16 protein-coding genes are annotated in these 15,317 nt (G+C 60.9%); 8 read left to right on the top strand and 8 right to left on the bottom strand.

Annotated features, from left to right (window positions below; translation table 11 throughout):
- Position 1: 1 nt before the first annotated feature.
- Together ACIX9_RS11960 and ACIX9_RS11955 are read right to left on the bottom strand one after the other, a co-directional pair.
- Complete coding sequence (locus tag ACIX9_RS11960) at positions 2 to 409, bottom strand: NADH-quinone oxidoreductase subunit A (RefSeq protein ID WP_013580751.1); 408 nt, start codon at positions 407 to 409, stop codon at positions 2 to 4.
- A gap of 121 nt (positions 410 to 530) precedes the next feature.
- Positions 531 to 1,475, bottom strand: coding sequence for a prepilin peptidase (locus ACIX9_RS11955; RefSeq protein WP_013580750.1), 945 nt, complete (start codon positions 1,473 to 1,475; stop codon positions 531 to 533).
- An 88-nt stretch (positions 1,476 to 1,563) separates the two neighbouring features.
- On the opposite strand from ACIX9_RS11955, the gene ACIX9_RS23815 reads away from it, so the two are divergent.
- A complete protein-coding gene (locus tag ACIX9_RS23815) occupies positions 1,564 to 1,953 on the top strand; it encodes a DUF3592 domain-containing protein (protein ID WP_157477507.1) in 390 nt (129 codons plus the stop codon).
- 19 nt (positions 1,954 to 1,972) lie between these two features.
- Here ACIX9_RS23815 and ACIX9_RS11945 read toward each other — a convergent pair whose 3' ends face one another.
- Positions 1,973 to 3,406, bottom strand: a complete 1,434-nt coding sequence (locus ACIX9_RS11945) for a carbohydrate porin (protein ID WP_013580748.1) — start codon at positions 3,404 to 3,406, stop codon at positions 1,973 to 1,975.
- Positions 3,407 to 3,493: 87 nt separating this feature from the next.
- Positions 3,494 to 3,733 carry a hypothetical protein gene (locus ACIX9_RS11940; RefSeq protein ID WP_013580747.1) on the bottom strand — a complete coding sequence of 80 codons (240 nt, stop codon included), beginning with the start codon at positions 3,731 to 3,733 and terminating at the stop codon, positions 3,494 to 3,496.
- 379 nt (positions 3,734 to 4,112) lie between these two features.
- Between ACIX9_RS11940 and ACIX9_RS11935 the strand changes: the two genes are divergently transcribed.
- Genes ACIX9_RS11935 through ACIX9_RS11925 form a run of 3 tightly spaced genes read left to right on the top strand, consistent with a single transcriptional unit; the run spans position 4,113 to position 6,030 of the window.
- A complete protein-coding gene (locus ACIX9_RS11935; RefSeq protein ID WP_013580746.1) occupies positions 4,113 to 4,883 on the top strand; it encodes a thiazole synthase in 771 nt (256 codons plus the stop codon).
- Between the two features lie 17 nt (positions 4,884 to 4,900).
- Positions 4,901 to 5,419 (top strand): crossover junction endodeoxyribonuclease RuvC, encoded by a 519-nt coding sequence (gene ruvC / locus ACIX9_RS11930; RefSeq protein WP_013580745.1) that lies wholly within the window; start codon positions 4,901 to 4,903, stop codon positions 5,417 to 5,419.
- Complete coding sequence (locus ACIX9_RS11925; protein ID WP_013580744.1) at positions 5,416 to 6,030, top strand: hypothetical protein; 615 nt, start codon at positions 5,416 to 5,418, stop codon at positions 6,028 to 6,030. Before ruvC ends, ACIX9_RS11925 begins: the two co-directional genes overlap by 4 nt.
- Here the strand turns inward: ACIX9_RS11925 and rsmA are convergent.
- On the bottom strand, positions 6,027 to 6,842 hold the full coding sequence (gene rsmA, locus ACIX9_RS11920) for a 16S rRNA (adenine(1518)-N(6)/adenine(1519)-N(6))-dimethyltransferase RsmA (RefSeq protein WP_013580743.1): 816 nt from the start codon (positions 6,840 to 6,842) through the stop codon (positions 6,027 to 6,029). The genes ACIX9_RS11925 and rsmA overlap by 4 nt on opposite strands.
- 97 nt (positions 6,843 to 6,939) lie before the next feature.
- On the bottom strand, positions 6,940 to 8,499 hold the full coding sequence (locus ACIX9_RS11915) for an ArnT family glycosyltransferase (RefSeq protein WP_013580742.1): 1,560 nt from the start codon (positions 8,497 to 8,499) through the stop codon (positions 6,940 to 6,942).
- Between the two features lie 96 nt (positions 8,500 to 8,595).
- On the opposite strand from ACIX9_RS11915, the gene ACIX9_RS11910 reads away from it, so the two are divergent.
- Together ACIX9_RS11910 and ypfJ are read left to right on the top strand one after the other, a co-directional pair.
- Positions 8,596 to 9,099, top strand: a complete 504-nt coding sequence (locus ACIX9_RS11910) for a DUF3455 domain-containing protein (protein WP_013580741.1) — start codon at positions 8,596 to 8,598, stop codon at positions 9,097 to 9,099.
- Positions 9,100 to 9,159: 60 nt separating this feature from the next.
- Positions 9,160 to 10,101 (top strand): KPN_02809 family neutral zinc metallopeptidase, encoded by a 942-nt coding sequence (gene ypfJ, locus ACIX9_RS11905; protein WP_013580740.1) that lies wholly within the window; start codon positions 9,160 to 9,162, stop codon positions 10,099 to 10,101.
- Positions 10,102 to 10,286: 185 nt separating this feature from the next.
- On the opposite strand, the gene uvrC is transcribed toward ypfJ, so the two are convergent.
- Positions 10,287 to 12,275: an excinuclease ABC subunit UvrC gene (gene uvrC / locus ACIX9_RS11900; RefSeq protein ID WP_013580739.1), complete on the bottom strand. Its 1,989-nt coding sequence runs from the start codon at positions 12,273 to 12,275 to the stop codon at positions 10,287 to 10,289.
- Positions 12,276 to 12,519: 244 nt separating this feature from the next.
- On the opposite strand from uvrC, the gene ACIX9_RS11895 reads away from it, so the two are divergent.
- Positions 12,520 to 13,302 carry an OmpA family protein gene (locus ACIX9_RS11895; protein WP_013580738.1) on the top strand — a complete coding sequence of 261 codons (783 nt, stop codon included), beginning with the start codon at positions 12,520 to 12,522 and terminating at the stop codon, positions 13,300 to 13,302.
- A 107-nt stretch (positions 13,303 to 13,409) separates the two neighbouring features.
- On the top strand, positions 13,410 to 14,231 hold the full coding sequence (gene mazG / locus ACIX9_RS11890; protein WP_013580737.1) for a nucleoside triphosphate pyrophosphohydrolase: 822 nt from the start codon (positions 13,410 to 13,412) through the stop codon (positions 14,229 to 14,231).
- Positions 14,232 to 14,235: 4 nt separating this feature from the next.
- Here the strand turns inward: mazG and ACIX9_RS11885 are convergent, their stop codons facing one another.
- Positions 14,236 to 15,198, bottom strand: a complete 963-nt coding sequence (locus ACIX9_RS11885) for a hypothetical protein (RefSeq protein ID WP_013580736.1) — start codon at positions 15,196 to 15,198, stop codon at positions 14,236 to 14,238.
- Positions 15,199 to 15,317: the final 119 nt, after the last annotated feature.

The raw sequence follows: 15,317 nt of genomic DNA, 5'->3' as shown, positions 1-15,317 counted from the left end.
ATTAGAGATCTCCCTTATCGTTCGCCCAGTTCAGAATGCCCTTCTTCCAGACATAAAACAGTCCCACGCCGACGAACGCCAGATAAACCAGCATCTCGTTAAAGCCAAAGTATTTGGAGTAGCCCAAACCGGGAAGCTTGCGGAAGATCACAGCCCACGGCAGCATGAACACGGCTTCCACGTCGAACAGGATGAACAGCATCGCAACCATATAGAACCGCACGGAAAACCGCCCGCGCGAGTCGCCCACCGGGTCCATGCCGCACTCGTACGTGCCTGCCTTGGTCCGGGAGTTCTTATGCTTGCCGACGAAGAACGACGCTCCAACCATGCCGCCCGCAAGTGCGATGGCGACCACGATCTGAAGGACGAGAGGGAGGTATTGCCAGAGGTAGGGGTATGTCTGCATGGCCAGTCTTGAGACTAGGAGCGTCGCCGTCAAGTGTCAAGAGATGTGGGGGTTAGCGTGCGGCAATCGCCCAGAAAATCGCCGCTCTTTTTGCGTGAGATGGAAGGCCCGGTCGCCACGTTCAACGAAACAGGCCGGCGTACCAGTTCAGGATCGGCTCGGCAAAAAGCGCGGCAAGAAGGCCCGCGATGCCCAGGAAGGAGCCAAAGGGCAGCTTGGTCAGCGCGTTGGCCCGGCGGCGCAGGACCAGCGGGATCGCGTAGGCGCTGGCCAGAAAGGTCCCCAGGAACAGTGTTAGGATCGTCGGCCAGAAGCCCAGAAAGGCGGCGACCATGGCCAGCATCTTCACGTCGCCCAGCCCAAGCCCGTCGCGGTGCCGGACGGCCTTGTAGAGCGCCCGGATGGTCAGCAGGATGGCCGCGATCCCGGCCACGGCCAGCAGCCGCCCGAAGATGAGGTGCTCGGGCCCCGTCAGGAAGACGTTGCCACGCCCCACAAACGAGCCCGGGCTGGACATCCGCAGGTGATGGCTGGTCAGGTTGATCTGCGCCTCGGTCGGCCCCAGGAAGATGGCCTGGGTGCAGACCAGGAACAGTCCGGCAAAGATGCCGCCGAGGGTGAACGCGTCAGGCAGGCGCTGGGTCTGCCAGTCCATAACGATCAGGCCGATGAGGAGGAAGCCAAGGACGGCGATCGCGAGAATCTGAACGTAGCCTTCCAAAAGTTGGCTTCCGCTCAGCGGCCCTAAACCGAACGCGCTTACATAATGAAGCTCTCGTATCTGCGCTCCAGCGCGGGCGAACCAGAGGCCGGTCGCAAGTTCAACGGCCGGATAGCGCCATGAAATCCTCTCCTTGCAATCCCGGCACCGCCCCCGCAGCAAAACCCAACTCAGCAGCGGAATATTGTCGAACCAACGGATGGGATGCTCGCAGCCCGGGCACTTTGACCGCGGCGTGACGACGGACTGGTGCTGCGGCAGACGCGAGATGCAGACATTCAAAAAGCTGCCGAAGAGCAGACCGAGCAAGAGGCCGGCAGCCTCAAAGAAGACGGGCGAGAGCATGGTTTGAGTATAGGTGCGGGTGCTAGATTCGAGCGATGCGGGATCTTGGCGCGATCGGACGATTGTTGATAGGGGTGGGCTCGTCCTCGTGCTGTTGGGGTGTGGCTTTGGGTGGCAGAAGTACGAGTTTGTCCACGCTGCAGTGAAGACGGACGCGCTGGTGGTTGGGAATACGAAGTTCGCGGCCCCGGACGGGTCGGTGGCCTACCGGCCAATCTTCCAGTTCACGACTCCGGATGGGCGGAAGCGGACCGGGGAGGCGGATGCCGGGAGCCACACGCAGGGGTACGTGCCAGGGGACCGGATCAGGGTGGTCTATCTGGCGGACGATCCTTACGGGGCGCAGATGGATTCGTTTCAGCAACTTTGGCTGGTGCCTGTGAGTTTGGGTGGGATCGGGGCGCTGCTTCTGGGGCTGGGGTGGGGGATAAGGGCGCTGGGAGTGATGCGGCAGTACCGGTGGGTCGGAGGAGCCTGAACCACCCCAGTCTCGGTCCTTAGAAATCCACATGCATCCGCACCGATTCAACCAGCGCAGGCCCCCGGTCCTGGTTGTAACCAGGGTGGGTCACGTACTGCGCGTCCAGCGCGTAGTAGACCCCGCGCCAGGCGTGCAGATTGTAGTAGGCCTCCAGAATGTCCTCACGGGCGTAGTGGAGGTGACCGTCGCCCAGCAGGAACCCCTGACCGCCCAGCGCGAGATACGCCTGGTGGTCGCGCTTGATGGCGTTCGAGACGAAAGCCACGCCGATCTTGTCGTTCTCCCGATGCGAAAAGGCGGCGGCCTTCAGGTCAAGCCCGCCCGAAATACTCTGATCGACCTCCGTATAGGCGTAGCTCTCGTGCTGACCCTCATTCCACCCAAACCGGCCATAAGCCCGGAGGTTGGAGGTCAACTCCTGCTCCACGTTGAGCCCCAGCCCATATTTGACCGAGACCGTGGCGGGATGAGCGGTGATGACGGGGGTCGTGCCGGTGGCGAGGGCAAGCTGGTTCTGCTGCCGGTAGTCGCCCATATTGGCATGGTTGACGAAGGTGAGGGTGCGGATGACGCCGGCGCGTTTGCCCAGCAGGCGCGGCGCGACCAGCGTGCCGATCCCCTTGCGAAGCTCCAGCTCGACGTTCTGACCGCTCGCCCGCCGCAGATTCCACTCCAGATTCGTGCCGTTCGCGACCGTCGGCATCAGCGCAATGGCGTAACGCGCGGTGAAGGCGTGCGGGTCGTCGACGTACTCCGAGACCATGCCATAGGTGTAGCCCCGCGTGTCAGCCGCATAGTCCCACGCGCCGTTGTTATCGACCGTCCAGTTCATGAACTGGAGGTGGGAGTCGGTGCCGATGGCGTTGACATCCAGGTAATCCGGCAGGCTCATCTTGCCGACGTGGAGGTCCAGCCGCCGCTCCGGGAGGCGCGGTGCGAGAGAGAACTGGGTTCGTGGAGTATCGGACATCTTGTCCGTAAAGCCGATGACCTGGTGGAGCTGAACCCGCGCCATGTAGGGAATCGATCCAAGCGAAGGGTTGCGGACCACGTCCAGATTCGTGAACCCGGCGAGCCCCAACGCCTCGGAGATCCCGCGCCCACCGGATGACTCCTCGTCATAAAGAATGTCCGTGGCGAAGCGCGGATGAGGGTTGAGCTGGTAGCCCAGGTAGAGCGTCCCGAGGAGCGAGGTCTTGTACTCGCCACGTCCCAGAAAGCTGTTGGGGCCGGAGTAAGGCGAGTGGAAGGGCCCGTGAGCCTGAAAGATGATGTTGGTCTGGCCCAGAATCAGGTAGCGGGCGCTGTCTGGATGGGGAAACATCGTAGGGGCGGCGGGCCCAGCCGGGGCAGGCTGCTCAGTGTCCTGGCCGAATGCAGGCGCGATGAGCGACGCAGCGGCTCCCAGAAGGAGCAGGCTCAGGAAGAGGTTTTTGGGGCGGAAGACCATCGTCTCCGATTGTCTCAGGAGAGAGGCTTGGAATGATGAAGAATCGGTTAAGTCATTGATGACGTTGATGTTGCTGTTGCGAAGGCGTTATCGTGCACGGCTCGCGAACACTACCATGCCGACCCCCGCCACCAGCGCAATCGTGCTCAGGTAAGGCGAAAGCGGAACGGTGCTGCGGGTGTCATGGCTGATCTGGATAGGCCCCTGATCGATGTCCTTGTGGCGATGCGTGAAGGTGAGTCCGCCGGTGGCGTAGCCGATGAGCGCGAGAAGGATCAGGAGGAGGCCAACGGCGGTGAGGGGCTTCATATCAAATTGGATGCTCAAGCAGGGCCCTTGACGCCAGGGTTACTGATTGGTTATATTCGCTTCACACGGGAAAGGAGGATGGTCCAGCCTATGAAAATTGACAGTAACAGTAGCAAAACGGTACGTGAGGTGACTGAGGCTTAGAGCGTTCATGCTCTAGTCCTGGCGGTTTCAAAGATGTTCTTCGCCGAGGCCCACTTTTGAGTGTGGACGCCTCAGGTCAATCTCAACAGTCCACCGCCAGAAGGCCCGCAACCCCCAAAAGGGTTTGCGGGCCTTCTGCTTTGTCTCGACATGGAAAGCCTCGTTTTTTGTGGTGAGTTTGTGGTGAGTTTGTGGTGATTTGTGGTGCAGTTCAACCACAAATTCGCACGGCGTAAAGGCATAAGATAGACCTATGGAACCCTTGGTTATTGCAGGCAGAACCTTCACGTCGCGGCTCATCGTAGGCACCGGAAAGTACAAGGACGGAGCGGAAACCAGGAGCGCAATCGAGGCCTCCGGAGCAGAGATGGTGACGGTCGCGGTGCGGCGCGTAAACCTAGACAGGTCAACAGAATCGCTCTTGGACTTTATCGATCCGTCGAAGTATTTTATGCTCCCCAATACAGCCGGTTGCTACACCGCAGAAGAGGCCATCCGAGCCGCCAGACTGGGCCGTGAAGTAGGCCTATCCGACTGGGTCAAGATCGAAGTCATAGGCGATCTACCCACCCTCTACCCCGACATCCAGGCTACCGTGGAAGCCACCAGAGTTTTAGTAAAGGAAGGCTTCACCGTTCTCCCCTATACCTCTGATGACATTGTGTTTGCAAAACGCTTGATCGACGTAGGAGCCGCCGCCGTCATGCCCCTGGGAGCCCCCATAGGCACCGGAATAGGCATAGCAAACATCAGCACCCTCCGCATGATGCGAGAGCTGATTACAGAGGTCCCGCTGGTAGTAGACGCAGGCCTCGGAACGGCAAGCGATGCGGCGTTGGCGATGGAAATGGGCTTCGACGCAGTGCTCCTGAACACGGCAATTGCAGGAGCTAAAGACCCTGTTTTGATGGCGAAAGCCATGGGAAAGGCCGTCGAGGCGGGGCGTGAGGCATTCCTCGCCGGACGGATGCCGAAGAAGCTTTACGCAACGGCAAGCTCACCGATGGACGGGATTTCTCGGTAAGGGATTAGACTTTCGCCATGCGCGTATTTGGGATTGACTGTGGGACGGAGTTTACCGGGTACGGGGTGGTGGAGATGGATGCGCGTGCGCGCAACTCCAGGCTGGTCCACTGCGCGGCAGGGACGATCCGGTTGAACAAGAAGGAGGCGACTCCGACGCGGTTGGTGAAGATCTTTGGGGAGTTGACCGCGCAGATTACGCTGCATGAGCCGGATGTGGTGGCGATCGAAGAGGTATTTTTCTCGGCCAACGCCAAGAGCGCGTTGAAGTTAGGGCAGGTGCGGGGGGTGGCGATGCTGGCGGCGGCGACCTGTGGAAAACCTGTGGTTGAGTATGCGCCGCTCTCGATCAAGAGCGCGGTGGTGGGGTATGGGCTCGCGGCGAAAGAACAGGTTCAATTCATGGTGATGAGGCTGCTGGCGCTTGAAACGGCACCCGATTCTGCGGACGCGGCGGATGCGCTGGCGATTGCAATCTGCCATCTGCATACGGCTCAGACGCTTGATTTACAGGCTGGGGCGGGTGGGCGGCGTTGATTGGATTTCTGGTTGGAGCGATTTTGGGGGTGTTTGGGCAGGGGGCGGGGCCAGCGGATTCGTTGATTACGTTTCAGTTTGATCGGCCTGCCCTGCGGCAGCCGGGATATACGTTTGAGGTACATCGGGATGGGCGGGCGGCTTACACGCAGGCGGGTGTTAGTGTGCCGCTCGAGGTCTCCACGGGGCTGGCTGCGAGGATCTTCGAGGAGGCTGTTTCGGTGGCGCGGTTTGACTTTCCTTGTGCCTCCAAAAAGAAAGGGATTGCGGACACGGGGTTGAAAACATTGGCCTATAAAGGGCAGGACGGGGCCGGAAGCTGCACCTATAACTACACGGAGAGCAAGACGGTACAGACGCTGACGGATCAGTTTCAAGGGATGGCGCTGATGTTGGAGGAGGGGCGGAAGCTGGAGATGGAGCACAAGTACGACCGGCTGGCTCTGTATGGGGAGATGACTACTCTTGAGGGGATGGTGAAAGATGGGCGGGCCATCGAGGTGGGATTGATTGCAAAGGAGTTATGGTCGCTGGTGGGCGATCCGGATGTGTTGGAGAAGGTGCGGGTGAAAGCGGGGGATTTATTGAAAACAATGGAGATAGCGCGCTAATCCACTGCGTTTTCGTCACCACAAAACGCCAGTAGCGCACCATAAAGTGTGGACATTTGCTCCAGCGATAACTGCTCGGCGCGGGCTTGGGGGGGGATGGTTGCGGGCCATTGGGCGAGGGCTTCGGGGGAGTAGCCGGCGACGCGCAGGTTGTTGTGGAGGGTCTTGCGTTTCTGGGCGAAGCACTTGCGGAGGAAGCGGTCGAAGCCGATGGGGTCCACGCCGAGTTCAGTGAAGCGGGGGGCGAAGCTGAGGCGGAGGACTGTGGAAAAGACGTCCGGCGGCGGGTTGAAGGCGGCGGGCGGGAGGGTGAAGAGGTTATCGACCTGGGCGTACATCTGGGTGGAGGCGGAGAGGAGACCGTAGTCTCGGACGCCGGGGTGGGCGGAGACGCGGTCGGCGACCTCGCGCTGCATCATAAGGGCGGCGCGTCTTAATAAAGGCGCGGCGGCGAAGAGGTGCAGGAGGATGTCCGAGGTGATGTAGTAGGGGAGGTTGCCGATGACGTCCAGCGTTTCACCTTCCTCTGCGATGCTGGCGAAGTCGAACTTGAGGACGTCGGTTTCGATGACCTGGACGTTTGGGTTTTCGCGGAAGCGGAAGGTGAGTTCAGCGGCGAGGGAGCGGTCTAGCTCCAGGGCGATGAGGCGACGGCAGCGGGTGGCGAGGATCTCGGTGATGGCTCCGTGGCCGGGGCCGATCTCGACGATGGTGCGGGTGGAGAGGTCGCCGAGGGAGCCTGCGATGCGGTGGCGGGCGTCGTCGTCTACGAGGAAGTTCTGGCCGAGCTTGGGCTTACGGATCTGGGACACAAGTCTAGTTTACGTGGTGGGGCGGATTGGACGGCAAAGACAGAAGCAGGTTGCTCCGCTTCGCTGCGGAATGACAAAAAGGTAGGGTTTGCAAGGTTCAGTCGAAGTGCTTCAGGTCTGGCCAGTCGGCGGTGAGGTTTTGGCGGCGGTGCCGGGCCAGATAGACGGTAGCTCGACGTTCAAAGGGCATGGCGTAGGAGTGGGTGATCTTGCCGATGACCTGGACGTCTTTGTAGGATTCGAGCATTTGCTGGGGTGTGGCACCGTTGATGACGATCATGACCTCTCCTGTGGCGGCCTGCGGACCCCAGAACCAGTAGTTGTTGTGGCCGCTGATGACGGGGGGCAGGTTGGGGCCATCGAGATATTCAAGGCCGGCGGCTTCCCCGTAGTTGGCGCAGAGGATGCGGACCTGAGAGAGGTCGGCCGGGGAGAGTTGGGCGAGGGCTTGGTGGACGAGGGCGAGTTGCTCGTCCCAACCGAAGCGGTCTGCCAGGTATTGGGGGAAGAAGGCATCACCGGATATGCCAGCGGCGGCGCGGAGATGGGTTGTGCGAATGTAGCTGATCCACTGCGCGGGAGTCATGAAGGGATTGCCTAAGGGGAGAATGAGAATGCCCAGGGCAAAGATAGCTGTCTGGAGGATAGGGAAGGCGACTAGGCGCGATTGCCGCTGGGCAGGAATGCGGGACTGCCAGAAGAGGCCGCCGGCGGCGAAGAGGATGGGATAGATGGGGGTGGGGTAGTAGTCCTTGGCGTGGAGGGCGGCCATGGCGGCGAAGAAGAAGATATAGGTGAGTCCGAGCCAGCGTTGGGCAGGGCGGCGCAGGAGCCAGTAAAGGCCGGGGAGCCAGACGAAGGCGCTGATGGGGCCGAGGCCGAGCACCTGGCTTTTGAGGAGATTGAGAAAGCTGGGATGGTCCTGGTGATGGGTGGATTCGCGAAGGAACTCAAGCGTAGCCCAGTGGTGGTGAAGCTGCCAGAGGAGGTTGGGGGCGGTGATGATGACGATGAGGGCGATGCCGCCGAGGAGGTACGGGGTAAAGAGGAGACGGCGCTGCGGGGTGATGAGGAGCGCCAGCAGGAGCGCGATGAGGAAGAAGGTCATCGAAGGCTTGTTGAGGAGGCCGAGACCGGCGGCGAGGCCGAAGAGCAGCCAGAGCTTTGGCGTGCGGCCCTGGTGCATCAGGATGACGGCGAGGGCGCAGGTCATCCAGAAGGCGGCCTCCCAGGAGTTCATGGAGAGGAAACCGTCCAGCACGAGGTAGATGGGCGCGAGCGAGACGGCGAACATCGCCAGGGTCTGGGCGGCTCGGCGTCCGCCTAAGGACCAGGCGAGCAGACCGGTGAGGAAGACCCGTGCGGCTCCGCCCAGGGCAGTGAACATGCGGATGCCGGCAAGGGAGTGGCCGAAGATGGTCTCTGCAAGGCGGGCCTGTACGGCTACGAGCGGGCCGTGGTCGACGTAGCCCCAATCGAGATGGCGGCCACAGAGGAGGTAGTAGAACTCGTCACGGAAGTACCCCCAACCGAGGTGCGGCTGGCTGAGGTTGACGAGGAGGTGAAAGAGAAAGGTGATGAGAGCGAAGACGGCGGCAAGACGGACGGCGGAGCGAAGTTCGGGGTCGGTGGGGCGAACGACGGTGGTGTCACTCATGGGTGTGACGAGGATACGATGGGCGGTTGATTTCTGTTCCGTCAATCGTGGTGGTGGTCGGGATTTTTGAGGTGGGCGGGCGATAGACTAACGGACATGATTCGATTCGTTACGACGTGTGTGTTGAGTTTGAGCGGTGTGGCTGCGCTGGGGCAGTCTGGAGCGCAGTCGGTTGATGTGCCTGCGGGTTTTCATGCGGTGCTGACGGCTGAAGGGCGCGGGGTGCAGATCTACAAGTGCCAGAAGAAGGATGCAGGGATGGCCTGGGTGTTCGTCGCGCCGGAGGCGAAGCTGTTTGTGGATGGGGTCGAGGTGGGCTCGCATGGGGCGGGGCCGGTGTGGATGTATAAGGATGGGAGCTCAGTGCACGGGAAGGTGGTTTCAAATATGTCGTCGCCGGTGGCTGGCGCGGTTCCGTGGCTGCTGCTGAAGGGTGTGGATGCGGCTGGGGCAGGGGAGATGGCTGGGGTGGCGTATATCCGGCGGTCTGAGACGAAGGGTGGCGTGGCGAGGGTGGATGGCTGCGACGTGGCGCATGAGGGAGCGGAGTCTCGGGTGCCTTATACGGCTACGTATAGCTTTTATGCGGCGGGTTCATAACTGCGGTGAGCTTGGTTTTTGCATCCATTGATGTGAGAACAAGATAAGGGAGTCAGCGATATGGATTGGACGCCGGGCGGAACGAGCAGTGATATTGAGGATCGGCGGGACTCTTCCGGCGGAGATGGCGGCGGGGGTGGGTTCGGATTTGGTGGCGGGGGTGGCGGCGGGCTGGGGATCGTGGGGTTCATCATTGTGCTGGTGATCAGCCTGGTGACGGGGCATAACTTCCTGGGAAGCATGATGCATGGGGGCGGTGCGCCTTCACAGAGTTACAACGGGCCGAGCAGCGCTCAGTATGGGCCGGCTGTTGCGGGTGGGCCGCAGCGGTCGCCCAAGGCGCATCCTCCGGGGGAGGATCGGGATGTGCAGTTGATCAGCTTTGTGCTGGACGATGCACAGAAGACCTGGACGCGCATCTTTGAGGGAGCGGGGAAGCAGTATCGTCATGCGAAGCTGGTCATTTATCGGGGAGCGACTTATTCCGGTTGCGGGACGGCGCGGTCGCAGACGGGGCCGTTTTATTGTCCGGCGGATGAGAAGGTGTATATCGACCTGAGCTTCTGGGATGAGTTGAAGAAGTTTGGCGGGGATACGGGGGACTTTGCGCAGGCGTACGTGATTGCGCATGAGCTTGGGCATCATGTGCAGAAGCTGCTGGGGACGGAGCAGAAGGAACAGATGCTGGTTCGGCAGAATCCGGGGAAGAAGAACGAGTATTCGGTTGACCTGGAGCTGCAGGCGGATTGCTATGCGGGGGTCTGGGCGCACTCGACGCAGCAGCGGGGGATTGTGCATGAGGACGATATTGCCGGGGCGCTGAAGGCTGCGGCTGCGGTTGGGGACGATCACCTGCAGAGTATGAGTGGAAGGGCTGTCAGCCCGGAGAGCTTTACGCATGGGACGAGTGCGCAGAGAGAAGACTGGTTCAGGAAAGGGCTGACGACGGGGAAGGTTACGGCTTGCGATACGTTTGGGGCTAATGCTGGGGCGGGGGAGTAGAAAGAACGAACAACTGTAACTGCCCGGGGCTAAAGCCTTCCGTTCTTGGTGGGGAAACGGGGGGCTGAAGCCCCCCTCTAATCCGAACGGCAACGGCTAGAACAAGCAACTGCAACAGCAGCTACGGAGATTCTTCGCTACGCTCAGAATGACAGTTGGTGTGGTGTTGGACTTGTGCTGAGGCGCTAGGAGATCTGTACTAAGGTTTCGGGTTCTGCCGGGGTGGGGAAGAAGTAGCGGCGGATTTTTTCTGCTGTGGCCTGGTTGACTACGGCGGTGAGGGCGTCGGGGTTTTGTTCGGCGGTTTGCTTGATGGCGCGGATGGAGCCGAAGTGCTCGATGAGGCGCTGGCGGGTGCGGGGGCCTACGCCGGGAATGGGGTCGAGTTCGGTTTCGCGGTCGCGGATCTGGCGGCGTTTGCGGTGGTAGCCGACGGCGAAGCGGTGGCTCTCGTCGCGGATTTTTTGGACCATGTGCAGGACCGGGCTGCGGCGGTCGAGGACGACGGGTTCGTCCTCCTGGCCGTGGACGTAGATGATCTCTTCCTTTTTTGCGATGGAGGCCAGGGGCTGGAGGGTTACTCCTATTTCTTCCAATGCGGCATAGGCGGCGCTGAGTTGGCCGAGGCCTCCGTCTATGAGGATGACGGAAGGGAAGGGTTTTTTCTCGTCGAGGAGGCGCTTGTAGCGGCGCTGGATAACCTCGCGCATGGAGGCGAAGTCGTCGTTGCCGGAGACGGTTTTGATCTGGAACTTGCGGTAGTCGGACTTCTTCATGACGCCGTCTTCCCAGACGACCATGGAGGCGACGGTCTCGGAGCCCTGGATGTGGGAGATGTCGAAGCACTCGATGCGCTTGGGGGTTTCGGGCAGGTTGAGGATGTCCTGGAGGGTGTCGGCGATGAGCTTTTTGGTGGGCTGGAGGACGCGGAAGCGCTGGTCGTAGGACTGCTTGGCGTTTTGACAGACTAGATCGACGAGGGAGCGCTTGTCGCCGCGCTGGGGGGCGGCGAGCTCGATGCGGTGATGGGCGCGCTCGGAGAGGAGGTCGGCGAGGAGGACGCGGTCGGGGAAGTCGACGGGAACGTAGATGCTGCGGGGGACGTAGGACTGGTCGAGGTAGAGCTGTTTTAAGAGGGCGGAGAAGAAGGCGGCGGGGGAGAAGACTGCGCCAAGTTCGGCCACGGGTGTTTGCTGGACGGAGGTGGAATCTTCCTCGATCTCTGGCGCGGAGCGGCGGGTGTCGGGCTCAAGTGCGGCTTCGGTCTCTTCGCCTTCATTGAGGGATTCACCGAAGTGGCCGGCGAGGTCTGGGAGGTCTTCCCAGAAGAAGTCGCGGCGGTCTACGATCTTGCCTCCTCGCATGTGGAAGAGGTTGACGGCGAGCATCTGGTTTTCGTAGTGGAAGCCGAAGACGTCTGCGTCCTCGTTGTCGGTGGTGGCGATGCGCTGCTTGTCCTGCATCTGGCTGACGGTGACGAGCTGGTCGCGGAGGCGGGCGGCGAGCTCGAACTGCATGTTCTCGGCGGCTTCGGCCATTCTTGCGGTGAGGCGTTTTTCCAGTTCGTCGGTGCGGCCGTCGAGGAAGAGCTGGACGTCGCGAATGGTGTCTTTGTAGGTCTCGGGGGTGACGAGGCCTTCGACACAGGGGCCGAGGCAGCGCTTGATGTAGTACTGGAGGCAGGCGCGGGGGTGGTAGCGGTTGAGATCGACCTTGCAGGATGGGATGAGGAAGCTGCGGTGGATGAGGTCTACGAGGCGGTGGGCGAGGTTGCCGGGGAAGTAGGGGCCGAAGTAGGCTCCGCCGTCCTTGCGGAGGCGGCGGGTGACGAAGACCTTGGGGTGGCGGTCGGTGAGGGTGATCTTGATGTAGGGGTAGGTCTTGTCGTCGCGGAGGAGGATGTTGAAGCGTGGCTTGCGCTGCTTGATGAGGTTGTTTTCAAGGGCGAGGGCCTCGCGTTCGTTGTCGACGGTGATGTAGTCGACGTCGACGGCCTCACGCATGAGGGAGCCGGTCTTCTGGTTGTTGCGCTGGTTGGCTTCCAGAAAATAAGAACGGACGCGGGAGCGCAGATTCTTCGCCTTGCCGACGTAGATGACCTCACCTTCGGCGTTCTTATAGAGGTAGCAGCCGGGAGAGGTGGGGAGGGTGCGAATTTTCTGGAGAAGATCCATACTTGGGCGCGGTGAGGTGCTTTCTCTAGTTTAGATGAGCTGTAAGTGCAGCGGACGCAGAGTGCCGGAACGGGAAGTTTTGACGTTTCCGGATGGCAAAAATTCCATCTGTTCTGCGGGCCTGCACCCAAGGACGCGGCTTTTTTGCAAAATGCATGGGATTTATGACCCTTTTGTGGGATTGCGGCTTTGGCAGCAGGATTGCTGTCAATCTTGTAACGAGACTCGTCTCGAAGGAGAATTTATGAACGCTAGTTCCAGTCGACTTTCCCAGTCGCTTAATTCCCGCTTCTCGACCTCAAAGGTTGTTTCGCTGCTTGCACTTTCGGGTTCGCTGGTTCTCAGCCTGGCAACGATAGGCTGCTCCACAAAAAATTATGTTCGCTCGCAGACCGCTCCGTTGGTGCAGAACACGAATGAGCTTGACGCAAAGACTGCGTCCGATCACCGCGCCCTCGTCGATACCGATGAGCGTGCGACCAAGGGCATCGCCGGCGCACAGGCTGCTGCCGATCAGGCTGGTCAACATGCCACGGCTGCCGGGCAGTCCGCGGATCAGGCGAACCAGGCTGCTCAAGGCGCATCCAACCGCGTCGACTCGCTCAATGGCGTGATCGCGAATCTCGACAACTACAAGCAGCTCTCCGATGTGAGTGTGACCTTCGGCTTCGATAAGACGGTGCTGACGAAGTCGGATAAGGAACAGCTCGATGGGCTTGCTGCAAGCTTGCAGAGCGCCCGGGGCTACCTGCTTGAGGTTACAGGCGGTACGGACTCGGTTGGTGACGCACAGTACAACTACAAGTTGAGCCAGCGCCGCGCGGATGCGGTGGTGGACTATCTCTCGGCTAAGTACAACGTTCCTCCGCACAAGTTTTATCTCGTCGGCATCGGCAAGGACGCGCAGATTGCCAGCGACAAGACGGCCAGCGGACGTGCGCAGAATCGCCGTGTAGAAGTGAAGTTGATGTCGAATATGACGAGCGGTGGCGCAACGGCCGCTTCGAACGCGATCAGCTCCAACTAACTGTTTCAAAGCTAATCAGCAATGCGAGCAGAGCCGAACGGAAGCGGAGTTAGCTTCCGGTGGCTCTGCTTTTTTATGTGTAGGACCAGTCAGGTTAGAGTGAATTGATGAGCGAAGAGACGACTAAAGTCACACCGGCGGAGATGGAATCACTGCGTGAGGCGATTGCGATTATGGCGCGTCTGCGTGGGCCGGGTGGGTGTCCCTGGGATCGGGAACAGACCTTTGAGTCCATCAAGCGGCATACGCTGGAAGAGACCTACGAGGTCTTCGATGCGATCGACCGGAAGGCATGGCCGGAGTTGAAGGATGAGCTTGGCGATCTGCTTCTGCAGGTGCTGTTCTATGCGCAGATGGCGTCCGAGGCGGGCTACTTCAACATCCAGGATGTGGCGGCGAACCTGAGCGCCAAGCTGATCCGCAGGCATCCGCATATCTTTGGCGATGCGAGTGCCGAGACGGCGGATGACGTTAATCGCAACTGGGAGGCCGTGAAGCGGCAGGAGAAGGCGGAACGAGGCGATGCCCCGGCGGGCCTGCTGGCGGACGTGCCACGGCACGTTCCTGCGATGCTGGAGGCGACCAAGCTGGGCGCGAAGGCGGCTAAGGTTGGGTTCGACTGGGCGGATGAGGGTGGGCTGTTTACGAAGCTGGAGGAAGAACTGGAGGAACTGAGGCTGGAGGTGCGGCCGGGTGAGGCGGGGTCTGAACGGGCGTTCGATGAGCTGGGCGATCTGCTGTTCACCGCGATGCATCTGGCACGCAAGCTGAAGTTGGACCCGGAGTTTGCGCTGCGTGGAGCGAATGCGAAGTTCCGTAGACGGTTCAATGCCATGGAGGCTGCCGCGGGCGGCACGGAGACGCTGCAGAAGGCTTCAGAGGAAGAGCTGGATGCGATGTGGCGGCTGGCGAAGCAGCAGGTGGGCTGACGAGCTAGAGCGAGTGGGGGAGGGGCGTATCGAGGAGGGCTTTGATGGCCTCCTGGTAGGTCATGGGCTTGACCTGCGTGAAGTCGAAGCCGTCGATTTCAGAATTTTCCTTGAAGGTCTTGACCATGAGAGCGCGGACGGTGACATGCTCCACGAAGTGCGAGAAGATCCAGCGTTGATCCGTGAGGCCTACCTGCTCCAGCGTGACCTTGCCGCCGGGAGCGATGCGCGCCACCATGCCGAAGCCGAGGTTGACGGGGCGGAAGATATCGCCTTCAAGGCGGACCATATGGCGTGTGCGCCGATCGATCCAGACGCGTCCCTGGAGTCCCGTGAGAGCCTCTGAGGTCATGGTGGGCGGATTCCATGCGGGGTTGGGCTTGAAGTCCATGACGATGTCCGCTGGCTCACCCTTGTTCTCCTTGTTGCCGCGCTGGGGCTGGCCCGGGGTATAGGTGAACAGCATGGCGTCCGGCATGAGGGCTACGAGGTCCGTGGCAAGCTTCTTACCGCTCTGGTCCCCCTTGACGTGCTTTGCGAAGGCTGAGGGCGAGTCCAGCATGTCCTGGAGGCGTTGATGCTCCGCAGCGTCTTCCTCCGAGGTGAGCGGGCGGTTCTCCTTGAAGATGAGCCGAGCTACGGTGCCGTCCTTGCTTTCGAGCACGTCGCGGATCTGGTCTCCGCGTGCGCCGACCATGTGGATGCGATAACGGACGTAGACGCCGTTGAACTGGATGGCTTCCTTTTCGTTGGCTGCGGCGTCAGCTGCCCAGTCGCGCGGGTTGCGTGCGAGCGGATCGCCGACGGAGCTCTTCCACTGATCTGGCTGGGTGTGGGGCTGGGCTGGATGCTGGGAGTGCGCAAGCGGCGCGAGGGAGAGGAGCAGGAGCGTCGTGAGGGCTCTGACAGAAGGCGCGGCGTTTCCCAGAATGGTCTTCCTCTTCGTCGATCGTACGCGGGATCTCAATGCATAGCTTGGACGTACGGAGCGGCGGCAAAGTTTTCCGCGTTTGCCTCAGCGCGGACGGATGGGTATAGTTCGCTTCATGCGGTGGCTTGTGCAGGGACCCGCGAAGCATCCTCAAG

This window comes from Granulicella tundricola MP5ACTX9 (assembly GCF_000178975.2).
Taxonomy (GTDB): domain Bacteria; phylum Acidobacteriota; class Terriglobia; order Terriglobales; family Acidobacteriaceae; genus Edaphobacter; species Edaphobacter tundricola.
Note: the sequence above shows the minus strand (reverse complement) of the source record. Positions and strands in the feature narration are given on the sequence as shown.